The 23,256-nt window shown below is 42.8% G+C and carries 20 protein-coding genes and 1 tRNA gene; 12 read left to right on the top strand and 9 right to left on the bottom strand.

Annotated elements, in window-relative coordinates:
• Positions 1-10: 10 nt before the first annotated feature.
• Positions 11-949, bottom strand: coding sequence for an FAD:protein FMN transferase (locus IEX80_RS17235; RefSeq protein ID WP_090532145.1), 939 nt, complete (start codon positions 947-949; stop codon positions 11-13).
• Positions 950-1,360: 411 nt separating this feature from the next.
• Between IEX80_RS17235 and IEX80_RS17230 the strand changes: the two genes are divergently transcribed.
• Positions 1,361-2,806: a glycoside hydrolase gene (locus IEX80_RS17230; RefSeq protein WP_188833593.1), complete on the top strand. Its 1,446-nt coding sequence runs from the start codon at positions 1,361-1,363 to the stop codon at positions 2,804-2,806.
• A gap of 133 nt (positions 2,807-2,939) precedes the next feature.
• On the opposite strand, the gene IEX80_RS17225 is transcribed toward IEX80_RS17230, so the two are convergent.
• Positions 2,940-3,416, bottom strand: coding sequence for an Lrp/AsnC ligand binding domain-containing protein (locus IEX80_RS17225; RefSeq protein ID WP_090532141.1), 477 nt, complete (start codon positions 3,414-3,416; stop codon positions 2,940-2,942).
• A gap of 151 nt (positions 3,417-3,567) precedes the next feature.
• On the opposite strand from IEX80_RS17225, the gene IEX80_RS17220 reads away from it, so the two are divergent.
• Together IEX80_RS17220 and IEX80_RS17215 are read left to right on the top strand one after the other, a co-directional pair.
• Positions 3,568-3,679 (top strand) — tRNA-Asp (locus IEX80_RS17220).
• Positions 3,680-4,263: 584 nt separating this feature from the next.
• On the top strand, positions 4,264-7,686 hold the full coding sequence (locus IEX80_RS17215) for a ThuA domain-containing protein (protein ID WP_188833592.1): 3,423 nt from the start codon (positions 4,264-4,266) through the stop codon (positions 7,684-7,686).
• A 185-nt stretch (positions 7,687-7,871) separates the two neighbouring features.
• Here IEX80_RS17215 and IEX80_RS17210 read toward each other — a convergent pair whose 3' ends face one another.
• Positions 7,872-8,444 (bottom strand): porin family protein, encoded by a 573-nt coding sequence (locus IEX80_RS17210; protein ID WP_176625773.1) that lies wholly within the window; start codon positions 8,442-8,444, stop codon positions 7,872-7,874.
• Between the two features lie 192 nt (positions 8,445-8,636).
• Between IEX80_RS17210 and IEX80_RS17205 the strand changes: the two genes are divergently transcribed.
• The 5 genes from IEX80_RS17205 (at position 8,637) to IEX80_RS17185 (ending at position 13,347) form a co-directional block, all read left to right on the top strand.
• On the top strand, positions 8,637-8,852 hold the full coding sequence (locus tag IEX80_RS17205; protein ID WP_090532134.1) for a hypothetical protein: 216 nt from the start codon (positions 8,637-8,639) through the stop codon (positions 8,850-8,852).
• A gap of 63 nt (positions 8,853-8,915) precedes the next feature.
• Entirely contained in the window at positions 8,916-10,667 is a 1,752-nt protein-coding gene (locus IEX80_RS17200) for a S41 family peptidase (RefSeq protein WP_308421703.1), read from the top strand.
• A gap of 129 nt (positions 10,668-10,796) precedes the next feature.
• The gene (locus IEX80_RS17195; RefSeq protein ID WP_188833591.1) at positions 10,797-11,303 is read left to right on the top strand and encodes a hypothetical protein; all 507 of its coding nucleotides are present in this window, start codon (positions 10,797-10,799) and stop codon (positions 11,301-11,303) included.
• Positions 11,304-11,555: 252 nt separating this feature from the next.
• Complete coding sequence (locus IEX80_RS17190; RefSeq protein WP_090532131.1) at positions 11,556-12,431, top strand: OmpA/MotB family protein; 876 nt, start codon at positions 11,556-11,558, stop codon at positions 12,429-12,431.
• A gap of 373 nt (positions 12,432-12,804) precedes the next feature.
• The gene (locus IEX80_RS17185; RefSeq protein ID WP_217633192.1) at positions 12,805-13,347 is read left to right on the top strand and encodes a hypothetical protein; all 543 of its coding nucleotides are present in this window, start codon (positions 12,805-12,807) and stop codon (positions 13,345-13,347) included.
• Between the two features lie 87 nt (positions 13,348-13,434).
• On the opposite strand, the gene IEX80_RS17180 is transcribed toward IEX80_RS17185, so the two are convergent.
• Positions 13,435-13,872 carry a DUF5990 family protein gene (locus IEX80_RS17180; protein WP_090532129.1) on the bottom strand — a complete coding sequence of 146 codons (438 nt, stop codon included), beginning with the start codon at positions 13,870-13,872 and terminating at the stop codon, positions 13,435-13,437.
• Positions 13,873-14,009: 137 nt separating this feature from the next.
• On the opposite strand from IEX80_RS17180, the gene IEX80_RS17175 reads away from it, so the two are divergent.
• Complete coding sequence (locus tag IEX80_RS17175) at positions 14,010-14,666, top strand: metal-dependent transcriptional regulator (RefSeq protein ID WP_188833590.1); 657 nt, start codon at positions 14,010-14,012, stop codon at positions 14,664-14,666.
• 85 nt (positions 14,667-14,751) lie between these two features.
• Here IEX80_RS17175 and IEX80_RS17170 read toward each other — a convergent pair whose 3' ends face one another.
• Positions 14,752-15,252 (bottom strand): hypothetical protein, encoded by a 501-nt coding sequence (locus IEX80_RS17170; protein ID WP_188833589.1) that lies wholly within the window; start codon positions 15,250-15,252, stop codon positions 14,752-14,754.
• A 168-nt stretch (positions 15,253-15,420) separates the two neighbouring features.
• Entirely contained in the window at positions 15,421-16,404 is a 984-nt protein-coding gene (locus IEX80_RS17165; protein WP_090532123.1) for a pyruvate dehydrogenase complex E1 component subunit beta, read from the bottom strand.
• Between the two features lie 152 nt (positions 16,405-16,556).
• On the opposite strand from IEX80_RS17165, the gene IEX80_RS17160 reads away from it, so the two are divergent.
• Complete coding sequence (locus IEX80_RS17160) at positions 16,557-16,901, top strand: DUF7957 family protein (RefSeq protein ID WP_188833588.1); 345 nt, start codon at positions 16,557-16,559, stop codon at positions 16,899-16,901.
• A gap of 6 nt (positions 16,902-16,907) precedes the next feature.
• On the opposite strand, the gene IEX80_RS17155 is transcribed toward IEX80_RS17160, so the two are convergent.
• Together IEX80_RS17155 and pdxA are read right to left on the bottom strand one after the other, a co-directional pair.
• Positions 16,908-18,095 (bottom strand): DUF5009 domain-containing protein, encoded by a 1,188-nt coding sequence (locus IEX80_RS17155; protein ID WP_188833587.1) that lies wholly within the window; start codon positions 18,093-18,095, stop codon positions 16,908-16,910.
• Positions 18,096-18,177: 82 nt separating this feature from the next.
• Positions 18,178-19,233 carry a 4-hydroxythreonine-4-phosphate dehydrogenase PdxA gene (pdxA, locus tag IEX80_RS17150; RefSeq protein ID WP_188833586.1) on the bottom strand — a complete coding sequence of 352 codons (1,056 nt, stop codon included), beginning with the start codon at positions 19,231-19,233 and terminating at the stop codon, positions 18,178-18,180.
• Positions 19,234-19,463: 230 nt separating this feature from the next.
• Between pdxA and rsmA the strand changes: the two genes are divergently transcribed.
• Positions 19,464-20,243 (top strand): 16S rRNA (adenine(1518)-N(6)/adenine(1519)-N(6))-dimethyltransferase RsmA, encoded by a 780-nt coding sequence (gene rsmA / locus IEX80_RS17145; RefSeq protein WP_188833585.1) that lies wholly within the window; start codon positions 19,464-19,466, stop codon positions 20,241-20,243.
• Positions 20,244-20,345: 102 nt separating this feature from the next.
• Here the strand turns inward: rsmA and IEX80_RS17140 are convergent, their stop codons facing one another.
• A complete protein-coding gene (locus IEX80_RS17140; protein WP_188833584.1) occupies positions 20,346-21,197 on the bottom strand; it encodes a DUF4198 domain-containing protein in 852 nt (283 codons plus the stop codon).
• Positions 21,198-21,256: 59 nt separating this feature from the next.
• Here IEX80_RS17140 and IEX80_RS17135 point away from each other — a divergent pair, with 59 nt between their 5' ends.
• On the top strand, positions 21,257-23,236 hold the full coding sequence (locus tag IEX80_RS17135) for an alpha-ketoacid dehydrogenase subunit alpha/beta (protein ID WP_188833583.1): 1,980 nt from the start codon (positions 21,257-21,259) through the stop codon (positions 23,234-23,236).
• Positions 23,237-23,256: the final 20 nt, after the last annotated feature.

Genomic DNA, 23,256 nt, shown 5'->3' with positions numbered 1-23,256 from the left:
TGTTTGAAAGTCAGAGAGCGATGTCTTTTGACGGATAAACCCGGTTTTGATCATCAATAATAACGCAGGCCACCTGGTTAAGCTGATTGATCATGTATAGGCCGGCGTTAACACCTATGGTGAGTATTGGTGTGGCCAAAGCGTCGGCAAATTCGGCGGTAGGGCTAAGGATGCTTACGCTTGTAATACCGCTAACCGGAAAACCTTTTTTAGGGTTAAATACGTTGGTGAATTTTTTATTGCTGATACTTGCATATTTTTCGGCATTAACCGATGTTGCAAAAGCAAGATTACTGATCTCCAAATCAGCAAAGGGTTGGTTTAGCTGGCTAATGTCGGCATCGGCAACAGTCCAGGGCTGCAGGTTTGGCTGTAAGCCCCATGCAAGCAGGTCACCACCAAAATTGATCACGCCGCTGCTTACACCGTTCATTTGCAATACATATTTGGCCCTGTCGGCGGCGTAACCTTTGCCGTTTGCGCCAAAACCTATGCGCATCCCTTTTTCTTTTAGAAAAACAGTTTGTTTTACAGCATCAAGCACTATGTTTTTATAGCTGGCCAGTGGAAGCGTACGTTTGGCAGTTTTTACCGAATTGTTTTCGGCTGTGGTTTCGTTAAACGCGTTATCAGCCAGGTAAGTAATATCAAAAGCGCCGTAAGTAAGTTCTGATATTTGCAGTGCCCTGTTAATGAGCCTGAATGTTTCACCATCGGCTTTAACCGGGGCAACACCGGCATTACGGTTTATGTGGTTGATGCTGCTGTCATCGCTAAAAGCCGAAAGCAATTTTTCAACCCTGTTAATTTCATCAATGGCAATGTCAATTTGCTCATCGGCCAGCAGGGGGTTATTGCCCACTACACTAATCTCAAATTTATCGCCCATTAAACGTATGTTGCGTTTGTAGACTGTTAAATTATCGGTTAAAGTTTTTATAGCCAGCATAATAATAATCTTTTAAGTATCTAAAAATGAACACACAATGCACCGTAAATTACCTTACGCGAGTTTGATCAATTACGCTACATCACTCCTTTACAAAAACTAAAGTAGCGGCGCTTTATGAAATTGAGATGAAAAAGGATTTTTAATTAATATAATTAACTGATTTTGACATTTTTTAACACTTAAGTGATAAAAAGAGTTAAAGCGGACAGAAGCGCTAACTGAAGAGGGCAGTGTTGAAGCAACATCGAAATAAAATATCTTTTTTCCTCTGCTTTTATAAATCTTCAGCAGGATATGGTGTTGAAGATCCTGAAAGTAATATAGTCCATATAAAACCTGATTATGTCCATTTATCAGCTTGTTTTATTATCGAAAATTACGGACCAATTATCAATCAAAGAAAAGTTTATGAGAAAGAATCAAATCCTTTCAGCGATAGCTGTGACACTGGCTTGCGCTGTTTTGTCCTGTCGTAAAAATGCTGTCCCTCCTGCACAGCAACGAGTGAATCAGCCAGTTATAAATTCCGTTCAAAGCGGGGGAAGCATAACTGTAGGAATAGGAAGCCCCCTCCAGAAGATTGACCTTATAGGGGCGGGCTGCTATTTTTATAGTGGGCACCTGGTAAACGGGATAACTAATTTTACTGATGCAAGCAACTGGCTTTGGCATGACCTTAATGTAAATGTTTTTAAAATTGTACTTAGAGCTGATGGAGTGGAGGATGTGAATGATAACACAGACCCGAATAACACAGATTTTTCTAAATTTAATTTTACCGGCAATTCTAACCTGGTTGACCAGATAACAGCGTTAAAAAAAGCGCAGCTTACAAATCCGGCTATTAAAGTTTGGGCTATTGTATTATCTCCGCCTAAATATTTGAAAACTAACAATAGCGTTAATAATGGAGGAACGCTTAATGCCAGTGTAACCAATGCTTATAGCGAGTTCGGCGAATTTTTGTATGCTCATATTAAAAATCTAAAAGACAATGGAATAACTGTTAATTATTTGAGCTTAATGAATGAGCCCGATTACCCGTCTTCGGGTATAGCATATGAATCGGCGGAGTTTACCACAGCGCAAGCTCAAAGTGTATATACAAGCACTGCCGGATGGCTTAAAACTAAATTACAGTCATTGAGTATCTCTGTACCTGTTTTTGCATCTCCGGATTGTATTGATGTAACCCATACCGGATCATATGTTTCGGGGCTTAATGCCTCGGGGAACGTAAGTCTTTTCACCACTCATCAATATTTAAATAGTTCGGCTGCTAACTTTTCAGCGGCCTCTTCATCAGCGGGTGCCAAGGGCCTGTATATGACGGAGTGGCACGCTGGCTTTGGTATGGGAACTACACCGGATGAATTAACGGCTGCCCTTGACCTTGTTAATAAATTTCACGATGCCTTTAGGGGCGGAGCGAAAGGCTGGCTGTATTTTGAATGGGGTAATCCTGAAACTAATTTTGGCGGGCTGCTGTATACTCCCTGGGGAGCGCCGGCGGTACGAAAGAAAAATTACTACGTTTTTCAACAATATACGGCTAACCTGCTTAACGAAAATTATATTCCTACAACCTTAACCGGCATAACGAACTTTGGAGCGGATAACGTAAGCGCTTTTACAACCTCAAACAAGGCCGATATTAATGTAGTTAACTGGAATACCGATCCCCAAAACAGGGTTAGGCTGTACTTTGGCGGCAATATAAGTACAATAAGGATTTACAGGACCAGTGCAACGGAAAATAACGTGTTGATTTGGAGCCAGGATAATGTGAATCAAAATTATTACGATGTTGATTATGCCGGAAAATCTTTCACTACAGTAAGGGTGACATGGTAATCGGGTCATGAATTTTCCCTTTTCACGTTCAATGGTCCGTTTTTTTGGTAATTCAATTTAAGGTTTTCATAAAACAAACGCCTATAGCCCGGTAAAAACCAGGCTGTAGGCGTTTCAATAATTTGAGTAAAATTTATTCCAGCGTTATTTGCCTCCTGATACTTTCTTCAAGTGAAATGAAGGTTTCGGTACGTTGAATACCTCTTACACCCTGGATCTGCTCGTTCAAAACTTCACGCAGGTGAGTGGTATCATGACATACAATTTTAGCAAAAATGCTCCATTCGCCGGTAGTGTAATGCAACTCGACAATTTCTTTAATTGTTTTTAATTGCTTTACAGCTTCATTATACTGTGATCCTTTTTCGAGGTAAATACCCAGGAATGCAGTGATGTCATATCCTAACTTTTGCGGATCTACCTCAAGGCTGGCCCCTTTTATTACACCCATCTCCTCTAACTTTTTCATCCGCACGTGTATGGTTCCGCCAGAAACAATCAACTCTTTAGCTATCTCGGTGTATGGAGTGGTAGCATTTTTCATTAATATTGATAAAATCTGGATGTCAAGATTATCAATTTCTAAATTTTGAGCTTTTCTGTGGGACATAAATTTGAATATCTATATTGAAATACAAGTTTAATTAAAATTCGATTAAAAATAAAATATTTTTGTTGAAATATTTGCAAGAAATAGATAGTCCTATTAAATTTGTATCAAGCAAAAGGGAAATGCTTAATGTTCTTTAAAGTAAAAACAATGTTGGGTGGTGAAATTTTTGGCAGACACACCTCCTTGTCCCGGTGGCGGAGATCATGGAAAACCCGAAGCGGGCTAACCACTCTGTGAAGGTTCGAATCCTTCCCCAACAGCGAGTTTAAGTACAAAGTCAGAAGTCTTAAGTCAAAAGACTTAGAACTTCAGACTAATGACTTAAGACTTACAACACTGTAGGATGGTGAAATTTTTGGCAGACACACCTCCTTGTCGCGGTGGCGGAGAAATTGGGAAACTTTTAGCAATAAAAATAACCACTCCGTGAAGGTTCGACTCCTTCTCCTACAGCTCTTCTCATAATTTAGGTTTATAATTGGTTAGTAAAGGCCCCTGCCCATCAGGGGCTTTGCTGTTTTTACAGCTTTTTTATTTTGCACTCTCCAAAATATTGTAATCAGCCTAAGCCAATTCGCATAACATCATCCGGATAGCTTCACGGGCACCTGCCGAAAAAAGCAGGAAAGGAAATAACCTTTCTATATATGACCGGACGCAGCAAAAACCGTCAAAATTACAGTAAAAAATAATGTGTCAGTTTTACACATTGGATATTGTTTCGTAAAGATTTAGTTATAAATTTGGTTGGCAACAATTTATTGCAATCGATTGTGGTATATTGCTGCCTTAAGTCCTGAAACCGATCCGAACACCAATTAACCCAATCTGCAATTAAGTCGATATGAAAAAAATCGTCCTGATGGTTCTTGTGGCATTTAGCTGCATTTACTTATCCTGTAACAAAACACGCCCCAATAAACCGCGCGTGCTTATCTTTTCAAAAACCATGGGCTTTCACCATGCATCCATCGATGCAGGCATAGCCGCTATCAAAAAGCTTGGCGCCGAAAATGGCTTTGAGGTAGACACTACAAAAAACTCGGCAATGTTTAACGAGGATACCCTCAAAAAGTATTCAACTGTTATTTTCTTGAGCACCACCGCCGATGTACTTGATTACAGGCAGGAAGCGGCTTTTGAACGTTATATTCAGGCGGGAGGCGGTTATGTAGGCATTCACGCCGCCGCCGATACAGAATATGACTGGGGGTGGTATGGTCGCCTGGTTGGCGCCTGGTTTTATGACCACCCGGGTATCCATGATAAAAACCCGAATGTACAGCCCGGCACTTATAATATAGTTGATGCCAACAACGATGCAACTAAAGATCTGCCTAAAGTATGGAAACGCACCGATGAGTTTTATAGTTTCCGCAAGCCATTAGCCACAGATGTACATGTACTCATTACCCTTGATGAAAACAGTTACAAAGGAGGGAAGCGTATGGGTAACCACCCTGCCACCTGGTATCATGATTTTGACGGGGGCCGTGCATTTTATACAGCCATGGGCCATACCGACGAAAGTTATAAAGAAACAGGCTACCTGAAAATGCTGCTTGCCGGTATTAAATATGCCATAGGCGAAAATAAGGAATTGGATTACAGCAAGGCTAAAACCCAACTGCCACCCGATGAGGATCGTTTTAAAAAGACACAATTATCAACCGGCGAATTTTTTGAGCCAACCGAGATGACCATATTGCCGAACCTTGATATTATGGTGATCCAGCGCCGCGGCGAGATCATGCTGTACAAGCACGATACCCAGAAGGTAAAACAGGTTGGTTTTTTTGACGTGTATTGGAAAGCCCATGTGCCCAATGTAAATGCCGAAGAAGGGATGCTTGGCCTGGCTAAAGACCCAGAGTTTGAAAAAAACAACTGGATTTACATTTATTACAGTCCTGCCGATAGTTCGGTAAACCGCCTTTCAAGGTTTACGTTTAAAAACGACACACTGGATAAAAAAACCGAGAAAGTTATTTTGGAGGTAAAAGCACAGCGCGAGATCTGCTGCCACACAGGGGGCTCAATAGCCTTTGGTCCGGGGCCTGATAAAACCCTGTTCTTCTCGGCCGGGGATAATTCAACTCCGTTTAATGAAAAAGGACAGAAATATGTAAGCAGTGGTTATGCTCCGCTTGATGACAGGCCGGGTCACCTGCAATTTGATGCACGCCGCTCGGCCGGTAATACCAATGACCTTCGCGGTAAAATTATGCGTATCAACCTTAAGGATGATGGTACATATGAAATCCCCGAAGGCAACCTGTTCCCGAAAGGTACGCCAAAAACCCGCCCGGAGATTTATGTAATGGGCGACAGGAACCCATACCGGATTTCGGTAGATCAGAAAAACGGCTACCTGTACTGGGGCGAAGTGGGTCCGGATGCGCATAATGACAGCCTTGACAACCGTGGCCCCATGGGGTACGACGAGGTTAACCAGGCTAAAAAAGCGGGTAACTTTGGCTGGCCATATTTTGTGGGCGATAACAAACCGTACCATCTTTATGATTATGCCACAGGCAAATCGGGCCCGGCGTTTGATCCTAAGCACCCGGTTAACAACTCGCGTAATAACACAGGTTTAACCGATCTGCCGCCGGCGCAACCTGCATTTATCTGGTACCCTTATGGTCCATCGGCAGATTTTCCGCAGGTTGGCGCAGGTGGCAGGAACGCTATGGCTGGTCCGGTTTATTATACCGATATGTTCCCCGAAGAAACCCGCCTGCCTGATTATTATAACGGCAAGTTTTTAGCATACGACTGGATGCGCGGCTGGATAAAGGCCATCACGCTAACTCCTGAAGGTGATTTTGACAAAATGGAACCTTTCTTCCCTAAGCTGAAGGTAAACTCCATGATTGATATGGAAGTTGGTCCAGATGGCAGGCTTTATGGGTTGGAGTACGGCAGTGGCTGGTTCTCGCATAACCCGGATGCTGGCCTGTTCCGCATTGACTATATTTCAGGCAACCGTCCTCCCGAAATTTCATCTTTCAAAGCTGATAAAACATCAGGCGTGCTGCCTTTTACTGTTAAGCTGACTGCCAAAGCCGCTGATCCGGAAAAAGATAATATTTCTTACACCTGGAACCTGGGTAATGGTGTAACTAAAGAAACAACCACCCCATCGCTTAGCTATACTTACACAACAGTTGGCGATTACAAAATTACTGTTGAAGCAAAAGACGATAAAGGTGCAGCAAGCAAAAGCGCGCCGGTTAGTATTTACGCGGGTAATGAGCAACCAACTGTTACTATCGCTATTACAGGCGGCAATAAGTCATTTTACCTGCCTGGTGTGCCATTCAAATACGCGGTTAACGTAACCGATGGACCTGACACCAAAGCGATAGATCCAAAACGCATTTATGTTGGGCTTGATTATATCGAAGGCTTTGATAAAGCACAATCAGCCACGCAGCATGAGCAGGGCGAGCCCGAAAATCGTGGCAAAACCCTCATGCTCACTATGGATTGCAAAAGCTGCCACAAAGAAGATGGCAAATCCATAGGCCCGTCATTTGTTCAGGTTGCGGGCAGGTACAAAAAAGATCCTAATGCCATGGCCAAACTCACCCAAAAGGTAATTAAAGGTGGTGCCGGTGTTTGGGGTGAAACCGCAATGTCTGCCCATCCAAACATTAAGCAGGGCGACCTTGATCAGATCATTAACTGGGTGCTTTCCCTCGATAACAGCAATCAGAAACCTTCGTTAGCTGCATCTGGCACTATTATGCCTGCTCCGCCTGAAAAACAACAAGCGGCGGCACTGGTACTATCGGCCAAATACACAGATGACGGCGGTAATGACATTAAGAAGTTGACCGGAAGCGCCATTGTATCATTAAACAGCAGTACTTACCAGTTTAAAGGCACCGAAAAATTCAACGGGTTTACCGCCTTTAAATACAATGGCATTAACCTGATGATCTATCCGGGTACCGACGGTTGGTTTGCATTGGAGAATATCGATTTAACAGGCGTACGCTCCATTAACCTAACCAATTTCTGGCAAGCGCCACCTACTGCTCCGCTTAATTTTGAATTAAGGCTCGATTCGGAAACAGGAACCCTTGCAGGTAAAGGAAGTATGCCTGTGCCTGCTAAGGATGCTAAAGGCGGTGCTGTTCACCTTGTACTTACGCCGGTTACTGACGGTAAAATGCACAAGCTGTTCTTCATATACAAACCGGCAAGTAAAGCCGCTATGACAGCAGGGGTAACATCAGTTGTGTTTAGTGCGAAGTAACCCAGCCCCCTCTAAATCTCCCCCGGAAGGGGAGACTTCAAAAAAAGCCAAGCCATCTCCAAAGGAGACGGTTTGGTGAGGCTTAACGTAAAACGCCCCTGCAGGTTAACCTGCAGGGGCGTTTTACGTTTCCAACGTTCGTGTCCTCACGAATGTCAATTAACAAGTCCTCACTAACTTCAAACTTAAAAAATCTTGAAGCCCACACTCAGTGCCCAAAGGTTTTGGCGTTTAGCAAAACTGTCGCTCACTTTGGTTAAGCCGCCCTCGTAACGCAAATCGGCAGTGATTGAACCTATATCAACACCGGCCCCGGCCTGGAAACCAATATTGCTTTTATTAAAATCATTGAATGCATTACCTACGTTATTACTTACGCTGGTGCTTTGATCAAGCGTGTAAGTATAAATAGGACCTGCCATAATGCGGAAGTTCAAATCTTTTTCGCCAAATGATTTACCAACCAATAACGGCACATTGAGGTTAGTGAACCTCACTTTACCGCTAAAAGCAGTGTTGTTATCATTTGATTCAAATTTACCGCCGGTGCCGCTCAGGTAAAGCTCTGGCTGTAAGTAAACGCCGTTGCCTACGCGGGCAAATAAACCAGCCTGGTAGCCGGTCAGGTTTTTGTCGTTAAAATTATCGGAGCCAATTTTTGAAAAATTGACACCCCCCTTTACGCCTAAAGAAAATTGTGCTTTTGCACTGATGCTTACAGCTATCAGCAATACTGCACTTAATAGATACTTTTTCATGATTTTCGATGTTAAATGTAAAGCCATAAACGCACGTTATCCTTTAAATTGTATACGGCCCTACGCTATTAATTTACTTTGGTTATAATCCGGCCCATATTTGAACCGTATTACGTATTATCAATACACGAGCCAAACAATTAGCAGTAGCAACTTGGTATTTTTTATATTTTTGCTGAAAATAAATTGAACATGGCTGAAATCAGTATTACCAACAAGGATTGGGAACGCGTAAAAATTAAGATTCAACGTAAATACAACCACCTTACAGACGAGCAGTTAAAATACAGCGAAGGACAGGAAGAAAGCTTGATTACCAAACTGATGGACCTGGTAAACCGAGATCGCAAATATGTGGTTTTTACCCTAAAAAAGGCCCTGGTTAATATTGATACCAACCGACTGTAAAATAGACACTGCGGTTATACAAACTGGATAGCTTTTTTGTATTTTTATTTTTTTCGAGGATAAATGATGAAACAGGGTTTAGTGTTCAAAAAAGAATACAAAAGAGCAGGCTTATTTGCAGGTATTGCATTGCTGGCCGCGGGCATAGTGGGTTTTAATGACGACCTGTTCCAGATCTCGAAGAACCTTGATGTTTTTGCCTCTGTTTATAAAGAGGTTAATATCAATTATGTTGATGACATCAATTCGGCCAAGCTTGTAAAAACCGGTGTTGATGCTATGCTCGATGGCCTTGACCCTTATACCGAGTTTGTGCCCGAATCAGAAATTGAAGATTATAAGCTGCATTACGTAAGTACCCAATATGGCGGCATTGGTGCCAGTATTTTTTTGCGTAACGGTAAAGTATTTGTATCGGAAGTGTTTGCGGGCTTCCCGGCCCAAAAAGGAGATGTACACCCCGGCGATCAGCTCCTGAAGATAAACGATGTTGACCTTAACGGCAAAAATAATGACCAGGTGAGCCAGTTGCTGAAAGGCTCAAAGGGCGCGGCCATAAAATTGTTCATAAAACGGGATAATACACCTCAGCCATTTGAAAAGAACCTGGTTCGTGACGAGATCAAACAGCCCAATGTATCGTACTTTGGCATGGTTGATGGCAACATGGGGTATATTAAACTGGATAAATTCCTTGAAAATTCCGCTGCCGAAGTTACCAATGCCCTCGGGGAGCTAAAAAAGAAAAATCCCAACGGTATCATTCTTGATCTTCGCTCAAACGGCGGCGGCATATTACAGGAAGCCGTAAAAATAGTGAACCTTTTTGTGCAGAAAGATGTGGAGATCGTATCGCAAAAAGGGAAGATAAAGGAAAAGAACTTTACTTACAGCACCATCAGCGCACCGCTCGAACCCGATTTGCCTTTGGTGGTATTGGTAAACAGCCATTCGGCATCGGCAAGTGAAATTGTTGCCGGCGCCCTGCAGGACCTCGACCGCGCGGTGATTATCGGGCAGCGCAGTTATGGCAAAGGCCTGGTACAGCAAACTTTCAATTTACCATACAATAGCCTGGTAAAAATTACCATTGCCAAATACTATGTGCCTTCGGGCCGTTGTATCCAGGAGCTGGATTATACCCACCGTAAGGATGATGGCAGTGTGGTAAAAGTGGCCGATTCGCTGATCCATGAATTTAAAACAAAAAACGGCCGTTCTGTTTATGACGGCAGCGGTATTTACCCGGACCTGTTTATCAAACAGGAAAAATTTGCCAATGTTACCCAGGCATTGGTGGGCAAACTGCTGATATTTGATTATGCCACCGTTTACCACGATAAGCACGTTAAAATTGCCGATGCCCGTTCGTTTACGCTATCTGACGGTGAATACAATGACTTTATAAAATACCTGGCCGATAAAAACTATAGCTACACCACCGCATCCGAAAAATTGTTAAGCTCCTTAAAAGTTGAAGCCACCAAGGATAAACAGTTCAACGATATCCAGGCCGAGTATGAAGGCTTGAAAACCAAACTTATTGCCAGCAAAAAGAATGACCTCATTCAACACAAGGACGAAATAAAACAAGTACTTGAAAACGAAATAGCGTCACGCTATTACTACGAAAAAGGACGCTACGAAACCAACTTTAAATACGATAAGGAACTTGCGCAGAGCGTAAAAACCATGCAGGACAAGGCCCAATTGGTATCAATACTAAAAGGCGAAGGCACCTATAAAGTTATCGGAAAACCTGTATTGGCCATGGCAGCTAAAAAAGCAGCCGATAAAGATAACGACGACGAATAGGCTGAACACCAGTTTGTTTCAATTCAAAATACACATTGCATCCAATTAGTTACCCCTTGCAATAGGTAAGGGAGTTAAACTTTTATGGCCTGTTATTGTCATATACTTACAAACAAACAATAACACCAAATGAAAAAGATAATTTTAACAGCTGCCATATTATTAAGCAGCTTAACCGTAAAAATAGCCGGCGCGCAAATAAGCTTAAATATCAACATAGGCAGTCAGCCGGCATGGGGGCCTGTAGGTTATGACCATGTAGATTATTATTACCTGCCCGATATTGACGCTTATTACGATATCAATGCCCACCAGTATGTTTATTTTGATAATAATGTTTGGGTGCATGGCGCTATGTTGCCGCCGCGCTTTGGCAACTTTGATGTATATCGCAGCTACAAGGTAGTAGTTAACGAGCGCACCCCTTGGGTTAGGAACGATGTTTACAAACGTAAATATGCCTCGTACAAAGGCCGTCATGATCAGGTTGTAATTCGTGATAGCCACGATGAAAAATACCGTAACCATTGGGTTGAACGTAAAACCATACGCAGGGTTGACGTAAAACAAAAATCAAACGGTAATAAACGCGGACATGATGGTCACGACAATCACGGCAATGGCCACCGCGATTAAGTTTTTGTATTGTTATAATTTTGATTGTTTTTATGAAGGACTGTCCCCCAAAAAGGACAGCCCTTTTTTCTTGCAATTCCCCTTATATCTTCCCTTAAGGGGCATAGTTGGCCTTCGGCACAAAAGTTGCCCCTTTATGTCACATTCCGGTTAACTTTAATAGTTTACCTGTATAGGTTAGCTATAAACGGACATTATATTCGTTACTTAGCTAACCGATTTATTGTTAAACGATTTAAATCAAATTACACTATGAAATATCGAATATCCATTTTGGCCCTGCTTGTAACAGCAGTATTAGGCCAAAGCTGTGTAAGCAGCAAAAAATACAAAGAGCTGGATGCTAATTACACACAATTGCAGAACAGCACCAAAGACCTGAGCATTAAATACCAAACCAGCGAACAGGCCCTTGCCGTGGCACGTGGCCGTAACAAAAGCCTTGAAGAGCAAATTGAGCAGCAAAAAACAAATGTAACCGCTTTGCAGGATGCCTTGAACAAATGTTTAAACTCAAGCAGCCAGGGCAATGTGAATATATCAAAGCTGGTTGATGAGATCAATGCTTCAAACCGCTATATACAGCAGTTGGTTAACGCTAAAAACAAAAGCGATTCGCTTAACATGGTGTTGACCAACAACCTTACCCGCTCATTAACTCCGCAGGAAACCCAGGATGTTGATGTAAAGGTATTGAAGGGAGTGGTTTACATTTCATTATCTGATAATATGTTATATAAATCAGGTAGTTATGAAATATCTGATAAGGCAGGTGCTACTTTAAGCAAGATAGCCAAGATTATTATGGACTATAGCAATTATGATGTGCTGATTGAAGGTAATACGGATAATGTTCCTATTTCGCAGAAAAATATCCGCAACAACTGGGATTTAAGTGCTTTACGTGCCTCATCAGTAGTGCAGGCCCTGCAAACCACTTACCAGGTTGATCCTAAACGTTTAACTGCCGGCGGCCGTGGTGAGTATAATCCTATCGCGGATAATTCAACCCCGAGTGGTAAAGCACAAAACAGGCGTACTCAAATTATCATAACACCAAAATTGGATCAGTTTATGGACCTGATAGGCAAAGCACCAGCCGATCAGCCCGCGCCGCCTAAACAATAATTGTAGTTTAGCTATCAATTTCAAGCCACCCGGTTGGGGTGGCTTTTTTGTGCGGCTATTTTCGTATGTTTTTGCAGACAGCATTGCAAGGGCTGAAGCAGGGCGCCGGGAGGGCCGGAAAGCTTTTATTTTCCATACAATTATTAACCGAATGATAACAAAATACAATTTTTTTAATTTGGAATATTGCTCATTTAATTAAGACGGAAAATAACTAACATTTGCTGTGTTACAATTAATTGAGCTTGCTTCATTACACTAAGGTTGCCATTACAATGGCATTTGTTTTGAATAAATGGAGCAACAGATATTGAGACAGGTTAAACCATGGGCTTTAACCGTAGTCATATAAATATAACTTATTACACGCGTTATGAAAAAGATGATTTTATCGGCAGTTATTTTGTTAAGCTGCTTTACTGCAAAAATAGCTTCTGCACAGGTTAGTATTGGTTTAGGGATCAACATAGGCAGCCAGCCCGATTGGGGGCCTGTAGGCTATGATCATGTTGACTATTATTACATGCCTGATATTGATGCTTACTACGATGTGCCAACCCATAATTATATTTACTATGAAAACAACGTATGGGTACACCGCAGGTATTTACCTGTAAGGTATCGTAACTATAATGTTTACAATGGATATAAAGTTGTGGTAAATGAGCGTAACCCATGGATACGCAACGCATACTACAGGGATCATTATTCCGGCTATCGCGGCCGTCATGATCAGGTGATCATCCGTAACAGCCGTGATGTAAGATATGCCAATCACTGGCGCGGCGGCGATCGCGGATGGCATGGCGGTAACCCAAACAGAGGCGGATGGCACGGCGGCGGTGATCATGGTCATGGTGGCGGGCACGGTGGTGACGGCGGACATGGTCACGGTGGTGGTCACGGGCATCACTAATAAACATTATTATATAGCAAATAGGCTTCCTGACAAGGAGGCCTATTTTGTTTCTAAGGCATATCTATAAGGTCATTGAGGCTCAGTTTAAGGCATATTTACCTTCCAGCCTTCAAATGGTTTTACCGTAGCACAAATGGGACTGCCGTCTTTTGCTGTTCCCGGAAAGCTCGTTATAAGGAATGCAGTCGAATGGTGGCCAAGCTGGGTTATCATGTCCCAGGTTACTCCGGAAAGCGGAACTTTAACTCTGCGGCTCCAGCCTCCCACCTGGCCTGCATATTCACCAACGTCAATATAAAGGAATTGACTTGCGGGCTGTCCCTGTACAAACGGCCCCGAAAATCGAGGATCATTGATCTTCTGCGGATCGCTTTTTAATTGGATCGTCAGATTAAATTGGATATCCAGCCCATCGGATCGTTGTGTCTGAATGGTTTCATATCTGTTTCCGCTGCCCTTTTGAATTCCGAAATCTACCCCCGCCGGAGGATTTTGCAGAATAATACAAAGTTGAATATCCATATACAATTATAATTAAAACCAATCTTCAAAAGTTTTATCCGGAGTATTTTCTTTTAAGCTGAGGCACTACCTAACGTTCAGGATGTAATAAGCGCTTTACTTTTGCTTATGTTTGTGTTTTATCAAATTGATTACTGATGTATACGCTTTCGGAAGAAAACTATTTAAAAGCTATTTATCGCCTTGCATTACAAGGGAAGGATTTTAAAATAACGCCCACCGCCATTGCCGAATCGCTCAGCAATAACCCGGCCTCGGTGGTAGATATGATCCGTAAGCTTACCGAAAAACAATTGATAGAATATGATAAAAAGAATGGTGTAAGGTTAACCCAGCAGGGCTTAAAGGATGCTACATTAATTGTACGCCGCCATCGACTCTGGGAAGTTTTTTTACTGGAGAAATTAGGCTATCACTGGGATGAGATCCACGATATTGCCGAAGAACTGGAACACATTAACGACGCCACCCTTGCCGACAGGCTGGATAAATTCCTGGGATTTCCTGAATATGACCCGCATGGCGACCCTATACCAAAGGCGAACGGTAAAGTGCCTAAATCCTATTCCGTAAGCCTTTCTGAGCTTAAACCTGGTGCCCAAAGTCATGTTGCCGCCGTGCGCGACACCAGCAGTTCATTTTTGCAATACCTTCAACGGCTGAACATAGGGATAGGCACAAAAATTCAGTTGATTGAAAAAATTCCGTACGACAATTCGCTGGTGATAAAAATTGAAAACCGCGGGGATACCACGGTTTCGCAAAAGTTTGGCGAGAATATATTGGTGGACTAATTTAGGTTAAAGGCGAAAGGATAAAGGTTCAGTTAATCTTTACAAAAAAAGCCTTTTACCTTTCGCCTTTGTCCTTTTACCTCTTTTATGGTTTCCCCGTTACTCTTGATGATTCGGCAAGTTCACCATCAACGTCTACATCAAAGTAGAGGCGGTAGATCTCCCATTCATTTTTGGGTTTGTAAAACATAAACGTCATGCGGGCCGGTTGGCCTTCGTGTTTAAGCAGATAGCTGTACAGAACCAGGCTATTTGAAGCCTTGCGTTGCATGATCAGGTCCTTGCCGAGATATTTGCCTATTACACTGCGCATGGAATCTATTTTAACAATAATCCCGGTAAGTCGGGTTGAATCCATCTGCTTGTTGCTTTTAAAAATATCAATCACTGCACGGGCCGTGCCTTGCTTGTCGTATTCTTTAAAAAACTTATCAATAAAGGTTTGTACCCCGGTTACCGGAGCCGCAGCCGGAGCTGCGGTAGCAGCGGCCGCCTGGGTTTGTGCCGAGGCGACATTGCCGGTGAATACCAGCGCCGATACGATAAAAAATAAGGGTTTAAATGCTTTAAAGTAGGTGTATCGCATGTTCAAAAATGTTAATTTTTAAAAGTAGGCATTTTTTGCAAATCCCCCAATAATAGCTGTTAAGATGATTGAAATGTGGCAAAGCGGGCAGCTAAAATAAAGTTTCTAAAAACAAAGAGCCCGGTATGAAATACCGGGCCTAATTGAATATTTTGTTTAAGAAAACGATTACTTGGTAACGTACATTACTTCTTTAACCGCTTTGATCACCCTTTCAGGATTTGGCAGGTACTCCTGGATCAAAGTTGGAGCATAAGGAAGCGGAACATCGCCACCCATGATACGCAGGATAGGAGCATCAAGGTAATCAAACGCGTCTTTTTGAACTTTGAAAGCAACCTCGGTAGCAATTGAACCTAACGGCCAGCTTTCTTCAATAATTACCAGGCGGTTTGTTTTCTTTACCGATTCGATAACTGTAGCATAATCGATAGGGCGTACAGTACGCAGGTCGATCACTTCAGCGTGGATACCTTCTTTTTCAAGTTCGGCAGCAGCAGCGATAACCACTTTCATGATCTTGCCAAAGCCAACTAAAGTAACGTCAGTACCTTCTTTAACAACTTTTGCTTTACCCAATGGGATATAGTAAGTTTCTTCAGGCACTTCACCTTTATCGCCATACATTAATTCCGACTCCATAAAAATAACCGGATCGGGATCAAGGATGGCTGATTTTAATAAACCTTTAGCATCGTATGGGTTTGATGGTACAACCACTTTTAAGCCAGGGCAGTTGGCATACCAGTTTTCAAAGCACTGGCTGTGCTGTGAGCTAAGCATACCTGCATTACCGGTAGGGCCGCGGAAAACAATCGGCACCGAAAACTGGCCGCCGCTCATTGACATCATTTTGGCAGCGCCATTGATGATCTGGTCAATAGCTACCAGTGAAAAGTTGAAAGTCATGAACTCGATGATAGGGCGTAAGCCGTTCATTGCCGAGCCAATGCCGATACCGGCAAAACCCAATTCAGAGATGGGCGTATCTATAACACGCTTTGCGCCAAATTCGTCCAGCATTCCCTGGCTTACCTTGTACGCGCCGTTATATTCGGCAACCTCTTCACCCATCAGGTATATATTCTCGTCGCTGCGCATTTCTTCGACCATGGCCTCTCTTAGCGCTTCTCTGAATTGTATTTCTCTCATTATCGTAAAATGATGTTTTTTTGCGAACGCAAATATAAACACTAATGTGTTAAATGCAATTAACCGTGGTATTGGTTTGATTTTTAATACATATATTTTACATTTTAAATCGAAAAAAAACTGATAGTGTCCATTTAATTCAAAAATTAACAATGGCTTATTCTAAAAATGGCAATCAAATAACGTTTTCCGATGATAACAGCATTGATTTTGAATATCCAATCGAGGAAATTTTTGAAGTTGACGGTATTTTAGTTGTTACATTGAAAATACCCAACAATGTTCGTGATCGTCGTAATGTTTTTGCCTTTAGCAGAACCGGCGATTTTTTATGGCAGATAAAAGATGTACCGCTCTATCACAACGGCGATTTCTGCCCCTTTATAGGAGCACTTGTCAATAAGCAAAACGAATTTGTATTATTTAACTGGTGCGATACCGCTGTTATCATAGATCCGCAAACTGGTGATGTTATCAGAACATATCAAACAAAGTAGCTTTGTTTATATCTTGATCCGGATATTGATCTTATCCAACAGCCCTGTAAGCCATACCATTACAAAAGCAAATATAATACACTTGATTAAGCCCCCGGTGCCCTGGCTCAGGTATTCGGGGTAGCCTATCCTGCTCATTTCATACATGGGATAAAACAGGAAGGGCACTATGTAACAGGTAAAAGTGTTGGTGCCGGCGGGCTCTATCACCTTAAACCAGTTGTATTTATTTTTAACATCAACCAGGAAAATAAAGAAAGCATATACCACCAAACTAATGCCGGTACAAATGAGCACCCATGAAGGGGTATCGCGTTCTTTAGAGATGCCGCCACTAAAATAGCGCACGATAAAGCCCAGGTTAAACAAAATTATTGCAATCAGGATCATGGCCACCCAAAGCATCTTCATTTCGTTATTGGCCTTGAGGCGCATGTACAATACCGAAATAAATACCCCTGCCATGGTGAACGATTGCATGGCGCCATTACCCGCAATCCAGATATAGCCCTGCAGCTTGTCGATAAAATCAAGAAAGCCGAAATGCACATCCAGGTTAAAAAATATGAAGAACATCCAGGCCGCCAGTTGTACCCATAAATGCCCGTCGGAATAATAATAGATAAGCGCACAAAGCATGTATGACCAGCCTATCAGGCCTAAAATACCCCACCAGGTAAAGTGAAGCCAGGTATGTCCGGGGTCGCTGGTACGATAGAGGGCTGCCATGCCTGCAAGTAACAATATGCCGAAGCCCTGCAGCATATAGCGTTTAGTGGCTGACGTATCCTTACCGTAATCTAAAAAAATAAAGAAGAAGCTGAATGTAACCAGGCTTTCCCAAACGGGTTTGGGTAACAGGGTGGTAGCTTCATTGTAGGTTTCCATGTTGGCATGAAAGAAACCTATAAAAATGAGCGCGAACGAGCGGCTCACTATCCGTGATAGTAGCTTGAAATTGTCGCCCTGCTTTAACCTGTTTTGAAAAGCAAAGGGAATTGAAAGCCCGACTATAAATAAAAACGCGGGGAAAATAGTATCTGCCAAACCCAGCGCATCAACATTTGAGCCCGCGTGTTTAAGCCATGTTGGGGTATTCGGAATGCCATCCAGGTCATTCACAAATATCATGAGGAACATTGTTACAGCGCGGAATGCATCTATTGAACGTATGCGGCTAAGAAAATTATTCATTCAGTCATGTAAATGCAACAAGCAGCGTAAATGTTTTAATTTAACGGTAATTAAATTGAAACATTACTATTACAAGGCTTTTTTAATCTCTGTCGCGGCTTAGCTTGCTGAATAAAAGTGGATTTTCATTAAGTTCGAGTCCTTCCCTGCGGTTTTTGACAATGTGGATAGCTGTAAACAGCGCTTCGCGGAAGGAGACCTCAGAAGCCTGGTTTTTTCCTGCTATATCATACGCAGTTCCGTGATCGGGCGAGGTGCGCACAAAGTTTAGCCCGGCTGTAAAATTAACACCTGTTTCAAAGGCGATCTGTTTAAAAGGGATCAGGCCCTGGTCGTGATACATAGCCAGTACAGCATCGAACTGCAGGTAAGTGCCATTGGCAAAAAAACCATCGGCCGAGTATGGGCCAAATGCCAGTATATTATTTGAGCGGGCTTCTTCAATAGCAGGTATAATGATATCTTTTTCTTCGCTGCCGATGAGGCCGTTATCGCCGGCGTGGGGGTTAAGCCCCAATACGGCTATTTTTGGCTTGCGCACCCAGAAATCATTTTGCAAACTATGGTTCATTAGCTTCAGTTTGGCCAATATTTTTTCGGCGGTAATGCTTTCGGCAATTTTTGATACCGGGATATGACCTGTAACCACGCCAACGCGTAAAGTATCGCTCACTAAAAACATCAGCGATTCGGCAGCACCATCGTATTGCTGCAAATATTCGGTATGGCCGGGGAAGTGAAACTGCTCACTTTGGATATTGTCTTTATTGATGGGGGCGGTAACCAATGCATCTATATAACCTTCTTTCAGGTCATAAACAGCGCGCTCCAATGATTTAAAAGCGTACTTGCCTCCTGCTTCCGTAACCTGCCCTATATCAATCTTTACATCTTCCTCCCAACAGTTGATCATGTTAGGTTTGCGAAAATGAGTTTGTGAAGGATCATTGATCACCAAAAAATTAAGCTCATTAACCTGGGTCGCGCGGCGGTGGAACGAAGCCACTTTGGTATGCCCGTAAACAATAGGCGTACAATAATCATAAATCTTACTATCGGCCAAAGTTTTAATAATTATCTCTAAACCGATGCCGTTTACATCGCCAATGCTGATCCCAATTTTTAATTTATCGCTCATTTTTATATATTGATTTCACTGATTAGTTCGTGATTTCACCAATTACTTGATGATTTTCACTGATTCTAATTGTGATTGTTTATTATTTAAATTTACACCAAATCGGGCGTTAAGCGTTAGACTTTAGGCCTTTAGCTTTAAGCTTTCATCTCGCAAATAAAAGATTTTAAGCTTATAGTTCCTGATAAAAGCACAAATATGATTTAATTTGCTCAAATATTTGATTAATAATGACATTGGTAAGGGCAAAAAAACATTTAGGGCAACATTTTCTTACTGATAAAAACGTAGCAGCAAAGATAGTTGACAACCTGAAACCCGAAGGGCGTTTCGGCCATGTGCTTGAGGTGGGGCCGGGCATGGGTGTATTGTCTGATTTCCTGCTGCAAAAAAGTGAGTATGAAACCTCACTCATTGATATTGATACCGAATCGTACGATTTTCTGAAAAAAAAATACCCGCAATTAGGTACCCGCCTTATCAATGCCGATTTTTTGGAGCTTGATTTTAAAAGCATTTTTCCCGAAAACTTTGCCATTATCGGTAATTTCCCCTATAACATCTCATCGCAAATACTTTTTAAGGTGCTTGACAACCGCCAGCAGGTGGTTGAGGTAGTGGGCATGTTCCAGAAAGAGGTTGCTGAACGCTGTGCCGCCAAACCAGGCAGCAAGGAATATGGTATACTCAGCGTGTTTTTACAAGCCTATTATAAAGTGGAATACCTGTTTACGGTGAAGGCCGGTGTATTTAATCCTCCGCCCAAGGTGCTTTCGGCAGTGATCAGGCTTACACGCAACGATAAACAAACACTTGATTGCGACGAGAAGCTATTTTGGCAGATAGTAAAAGCGGGTTTTAATCAGCGCCGCAAAACCCTGCGCAACGCCATATCATCACTCATCAACAAAGAAAAATTGACTGATGAACCTGTCCTCGATCTTCGTGCGGAAAGATTGAGTGTAGAGGATTTTGTAAAACTTACTAACGCGGTTTCAGCGAGCAGGTAGGTAATTAAGGTTTCAGTCCCCTCCCAATCACCGACAAAAGGGAAGAAATGAGGTCTCTATATTTTTAACCCGCTACTAAAACCTGCAAATGCTGCTAAAAAATCAATGCTTATTTCCAAATCCAAATTCCCTGTATGAATTTGGCACATCATCGGTATTGCTGAAGGCAAAGGTGAAAGTAGTGCTCCAGTTTTCATAATCGGCTTTTTTATCCTGCGATGGTTCAACATGGGTTGAACTGACCATATATACCCCCTCACGGCTCAGCTTAAAAAATACCAGGCCGTTGCTGTCGCTCAATAATTTTTGCGGAACGATGGTGCCGTTCAAAGTACGTACATATTGCATCACCACAGCATCTTTCATAGGTTTACCTCTAAAAAGCACTTGAGCGGTAACATCATCGCCATAGCTTGATTTATAAGGGTTTTGCTGTATTACAATTTCATATTCCTCACCCAGGGGTTTATCAAAGTCCTTACCGTTAGCTTTATCAACAGAAATAAGGGTTTTGCTTGACTGGTGATACTTTTCAACAAAGTATTGCTGACTACTGGCCCGGGCTTCTTCGGCCATTTTATCAAGGCCTTCACTTTCAAGTGCTCTGATAAATTTATTCCTTTCCGATTCTGTTTCATCATCCCTTACCAGTTCAAAAAGTGCAAGACCGGAGTTTTGCAGCTCATAGACAAGCAGACTGCTATCGGCAGAGTTACTGACTTTTGAAAGGTCCGTTTTCTTTGAGCCTTCATACAGCATAAATTTAGTTGCCTTTGCTGTGGCAAACTTAAATTCATTTTCGGGTTTAAACTCGTTGCCGCTCAACAAGTGCAGGTTAAGCTTATCGCCTTTGTGAACGTAAAAATTATGTGGCAATAAGAAAAAATCCTGCGAACTGGCCGCAAAGCCGATCATGAGCAGTAATATAATGATGAAAATAGAGGTGCGCTTCATAGTTTTTGGATAGTATCACCAAACATACAAAGTTTTAAAAACTTCAGTAGTTTTACGTTATGATTTTTGACAGGAAAAACCTCGATAATGATACTTTGCTGGAATTTTATAAAAAAATGCTGTTTCCGCGCATGGTTGAAGAGAAGATGCTGATCCTGCTGAGGCAGGGCCGCATTGGCAAATGGTTTTCGGGTATTGGCCAGGAAGCCATAGCAGTTGGCAGCGCCCTTGCTATGAATGCCGACGAATATATTTTGCCTATGCACCGCAACCTCGGTGTTTTTACATCGAGAAATATCCCTTTGTCGCGGTTAATGGCGCAATGGCAGGGTAAACCCTCGGGCTTTACTAAAGGGCGCGACCGCTCCTTCCACTTCGGTACCCAGGAGTATAAGATCATTGGGATGATATCCCATCTCGGTCCGCAGCTTGCCCTGGCCGATGGCATTGCCTTAGCGGATGTATTATCGGCTAAAAAAAAATCAACCCTTGTTTTTACCGGCGAGGGTGCCACCAGTGAAGGGGACTTTCACGAAGCACTTAACATAGCTTCTGTTTGGAAACTGCCGGTAATATTTCTGATCGAAAATAATGGCTATGCCCTTTCAACCCCAACCAACGAACAATATAATTGCCGCGAACTGGTTGATAAAGCCGTAGGCTACGGTATTGAAGGCCGCCGTATTGACGGCAATAACCTGCTTGAAGTTTATAACACCATAACCTCACTTAATAAAGCTATTCGTGAAAATCCGCGCCCTGTTTTGCTGGAATGTATGACCTTCAGGATGCGTGGCCATGAGGAAGCATCAGGCACCAAATATGTTCCCACTAATTTATTTGAGTGGTGGGCAGGAAAGGACCCGGTTACAAACTTTGAAAAGTACCTGATTACCGAAGGGGTTTTGTTTAAAGACATGATCTCTGTTATCCGTAAGGAGTTCGCCGCCCTTATTGAAACCGAAATTGAAAAGGCTTATGCCGAAACAGATATTATACCGGATGTGGCCACCGAGGTGCAGGATATGTACAAGCCTTACAGCTTTCCTGCTGTACAGCCAAAATCATCGCCGGTTACCAGTAAGCGCTATATAGATGCTATTAGCGACGGGCTTAAACAAGCTATGCGCAAACACCCCAACCTGGTGATCATGGGACAGGACATTGCCGAATACGGCGGCGCATTTAAAATCACCCAGGGCTTTGTTGAGGAGTTTGGTAAGGCGCGTGTACGTAACACCCCCATTTGCGAATCGGCAATTGTTGGTGCAGGCATGGGACTTGCGCTTAACGGCTACAAAGCTGTGGTTGAAATGCAATTTGCCGATTTTGTTACCTGCGGCTTTAACCAGGTTATTAACAACCTGGCAAAAACGCATTATCGCTGGGGGCAGAGCGTTGATGTGGTAATACGGATGCCCGCGGGTGCAGGTACCGGCGCAGGCCCCTTCCACTCGCAAAGCAATGAAGCCTGGTTTACCAAAACTCCCGGCTTAAAAGTGATTTATCCGGCTTTTCCGGCAGATGCCAAAGCCCTGCTGCTTGCCGCCATTGACGATCCTAACCCGGTAATTTATTTTGAACACAAATACCTGTACCGCAGTATCAGCGCCGATGTGCCCGATAATGATGTAATGATAGAGATAGGCAAGGCTAATGTGATTAAGCAAGGCGAAAAGGCCAGTATAATTACATTCGGCCTTGGTGTACACTGGGCATTGGAGTATGCAGACAAGCGTCCCGATCAATCCATAGAGATCATCGACCTGCGCAGTCTGCAACCCTGGGATCAGGAAGCGGTGGAAACCAGTGTTAAAAAAACAGGCCGGGTGCTGATTTTGCATGAAGATACACTCACCAATGGTTTCGGCGCCGAAATTGCGGCCCATTTGGCCGAACATTGCTTTAAATATCTTGATGCCCCCGTAATGCGTTGTGGTAGCCTCGATACAGCCATCCCCATGAACAAAGCTTTGGAAGATCAGTTTTTGGCCAAGGCGCGATTGGAAGAAAGCATGGAACGGCTGCTGGCTTATTAGCAGGGCCCCCGAGCTATACT

The organism is Mucilaginibacter rubeus (genome assembly GCF_014643835.1).
Classification (GTDB): Bacteria; Bacteroidota; Bacteroidia; order Sphingobacteriales; family Sphingobacteriaceae; genus Mucilaginibacter; species Mucilaginibacter rubeus.
Note: the sequence above shows the minus strand (reverse complement) of the source record. Positions and strands in the feature narration are given on the sequence as shown.

Excerpts from the sequence above, each read along its gene's own strand:
- IEX80_RS17235 (WP_090532145.1), bottom strand. The coding sequence starts at position 949 with ATGCTGGCTATAAAAACTTTAACCGATAATTTAACAGTCTACAAACGC.
- IEX80_RS17230 (WP_188833593.1), top strand. The coding sequence starts at position 1,361 with ATGAGAAAGAATCAAATCCTTTCAGCGATAGCTGTGACACTGGCTTGC.
- IEX80_RS17225 (WP_090532141.1), bottom strand. The coding sequence starts at position 3,416 with ATGTCCCACAGAAAAGCTCAAAATTTAGAAATTGATAATCTTGACATC.
- IEX80_RS17215 (WP_188833592.1), top strand. The coding sequence starts at position 4,264 with ATGAAAAAAATCGTCCTGATGGTTCTTGTGGCATTTAGCTGCATTTAC.
- IEX80_RS17210 (WP_176625773.1), bottom strand. The coding sequence starts at position 8,444 with ATGAAAAAGTATCTATTAAGTGCAGTATTGCTGATAGCTGTAAGCATC.
- IEX80_RS17205 (WP_090532134.1), top strand. The coding sequence starts at position 8,637 with ATGGCTGAAATCAGTATTACCAACAAGGATTGGGAACGCGTAAAAATT.
- IEX80_RS17200 (WP_308421703.1), top strand. The coding sequence starts at position 8,916 with ATGATGAAACAGGGTTTAGTGTTCAAAAAAGAATACAAAAGAGCAGGC.
- IEX80_RS17195 (WP_188833591.1), top strand. The coding sequence starts at position 10,797 with ATGAAAAAGATAATTTTAACAGCTGCCATATTATTAAGCAGCTTAACC.
- IEX80_RS17190 (WP_090532131.1), top strand. The coding sequence starts at position 11,556 with ATGAAATATCGAATATCCATTTTGGCCCTGCTTGTAACAGCAGTATTA.
- IEX80_RS17185 (WP_217633192.1), top strand. The coding sequence starts at position 12,805 with ATGAAAAAGATGATTTTATCGGCAGTTATTTTGTTAAGCTGCTTTACT.
- IEX80_RS17180 (WP_090532129.1), bottom strand. The coding sequence starts at position 13,872 with ATGGATATTCAACTTTGTATTATTCTGCAAAATCCTCCGGCGGGGGTA.
- IEX80_RS17175 (WP_188833590.1), top strand. The coding sequence starts at position 14,010 with ATGTATACGCTTTCGGAAGAAAACTATTTAAAAGCTATTTATCGCCTT.
- IEX80_RS17170 (WP_188833589.1), bottom strand. The coding sequence starts at position 15,252 with ATGCGATACACCTACTTTAAAGCATTTAAACCCTTATTTTTTATCGTA.
- IEX80_RS17165 (WP_090532123.1), bottom strand. The coding sequence starts at position 16,404 with ATGAGAGAAATACAATTCAGAGAAGCGCTAAGAGAGGCCATGGTCGAA.
- IEX80_RS17160 (WP_188833588.1), top strand. The coding sequence starts at position 16,557 with ATGGCTTATTCTAAAAATGGCAATCAAATAACGTTTTCCGATGATAAC.
- IEX80_RS17155 (WP_188833587.1), bottom strand. The coding sequence starts at position 18,095 with ATGAATAATTTTCTTAGCCGCATACGTTCAATAGATGCATTCCGCGCT.
- pdxA (WP_188833586.1), bottom strand. The coding sequence starts at position 19,233 with ATGAGCGATAAATTAAAAATTGGGATCAGCATTGGCGATGTAAACGGC.
- rsmA (WP_188833585.1), top strand. The coding sequence starts at position 19,464 with ATGACATTGGTAAGGGCAAAAAAACATTTAGGGCAACATTTTCTTACT.
- IEX80_RS17140 (WP_188833584.1), bottom strand. The coding sequence starts at position 21,197 with ATGAAGCGCACCTCTATTTTCATCATTATATTACTGCTCATGATCGGC.
- IEX80_RS17135 (WP_188833583.1), top strand. The coding sequence starts at position 21,257 with ATGATTTTTGACAGGAAAAACCTCGATAATGATACTTTGCTGGAATTT.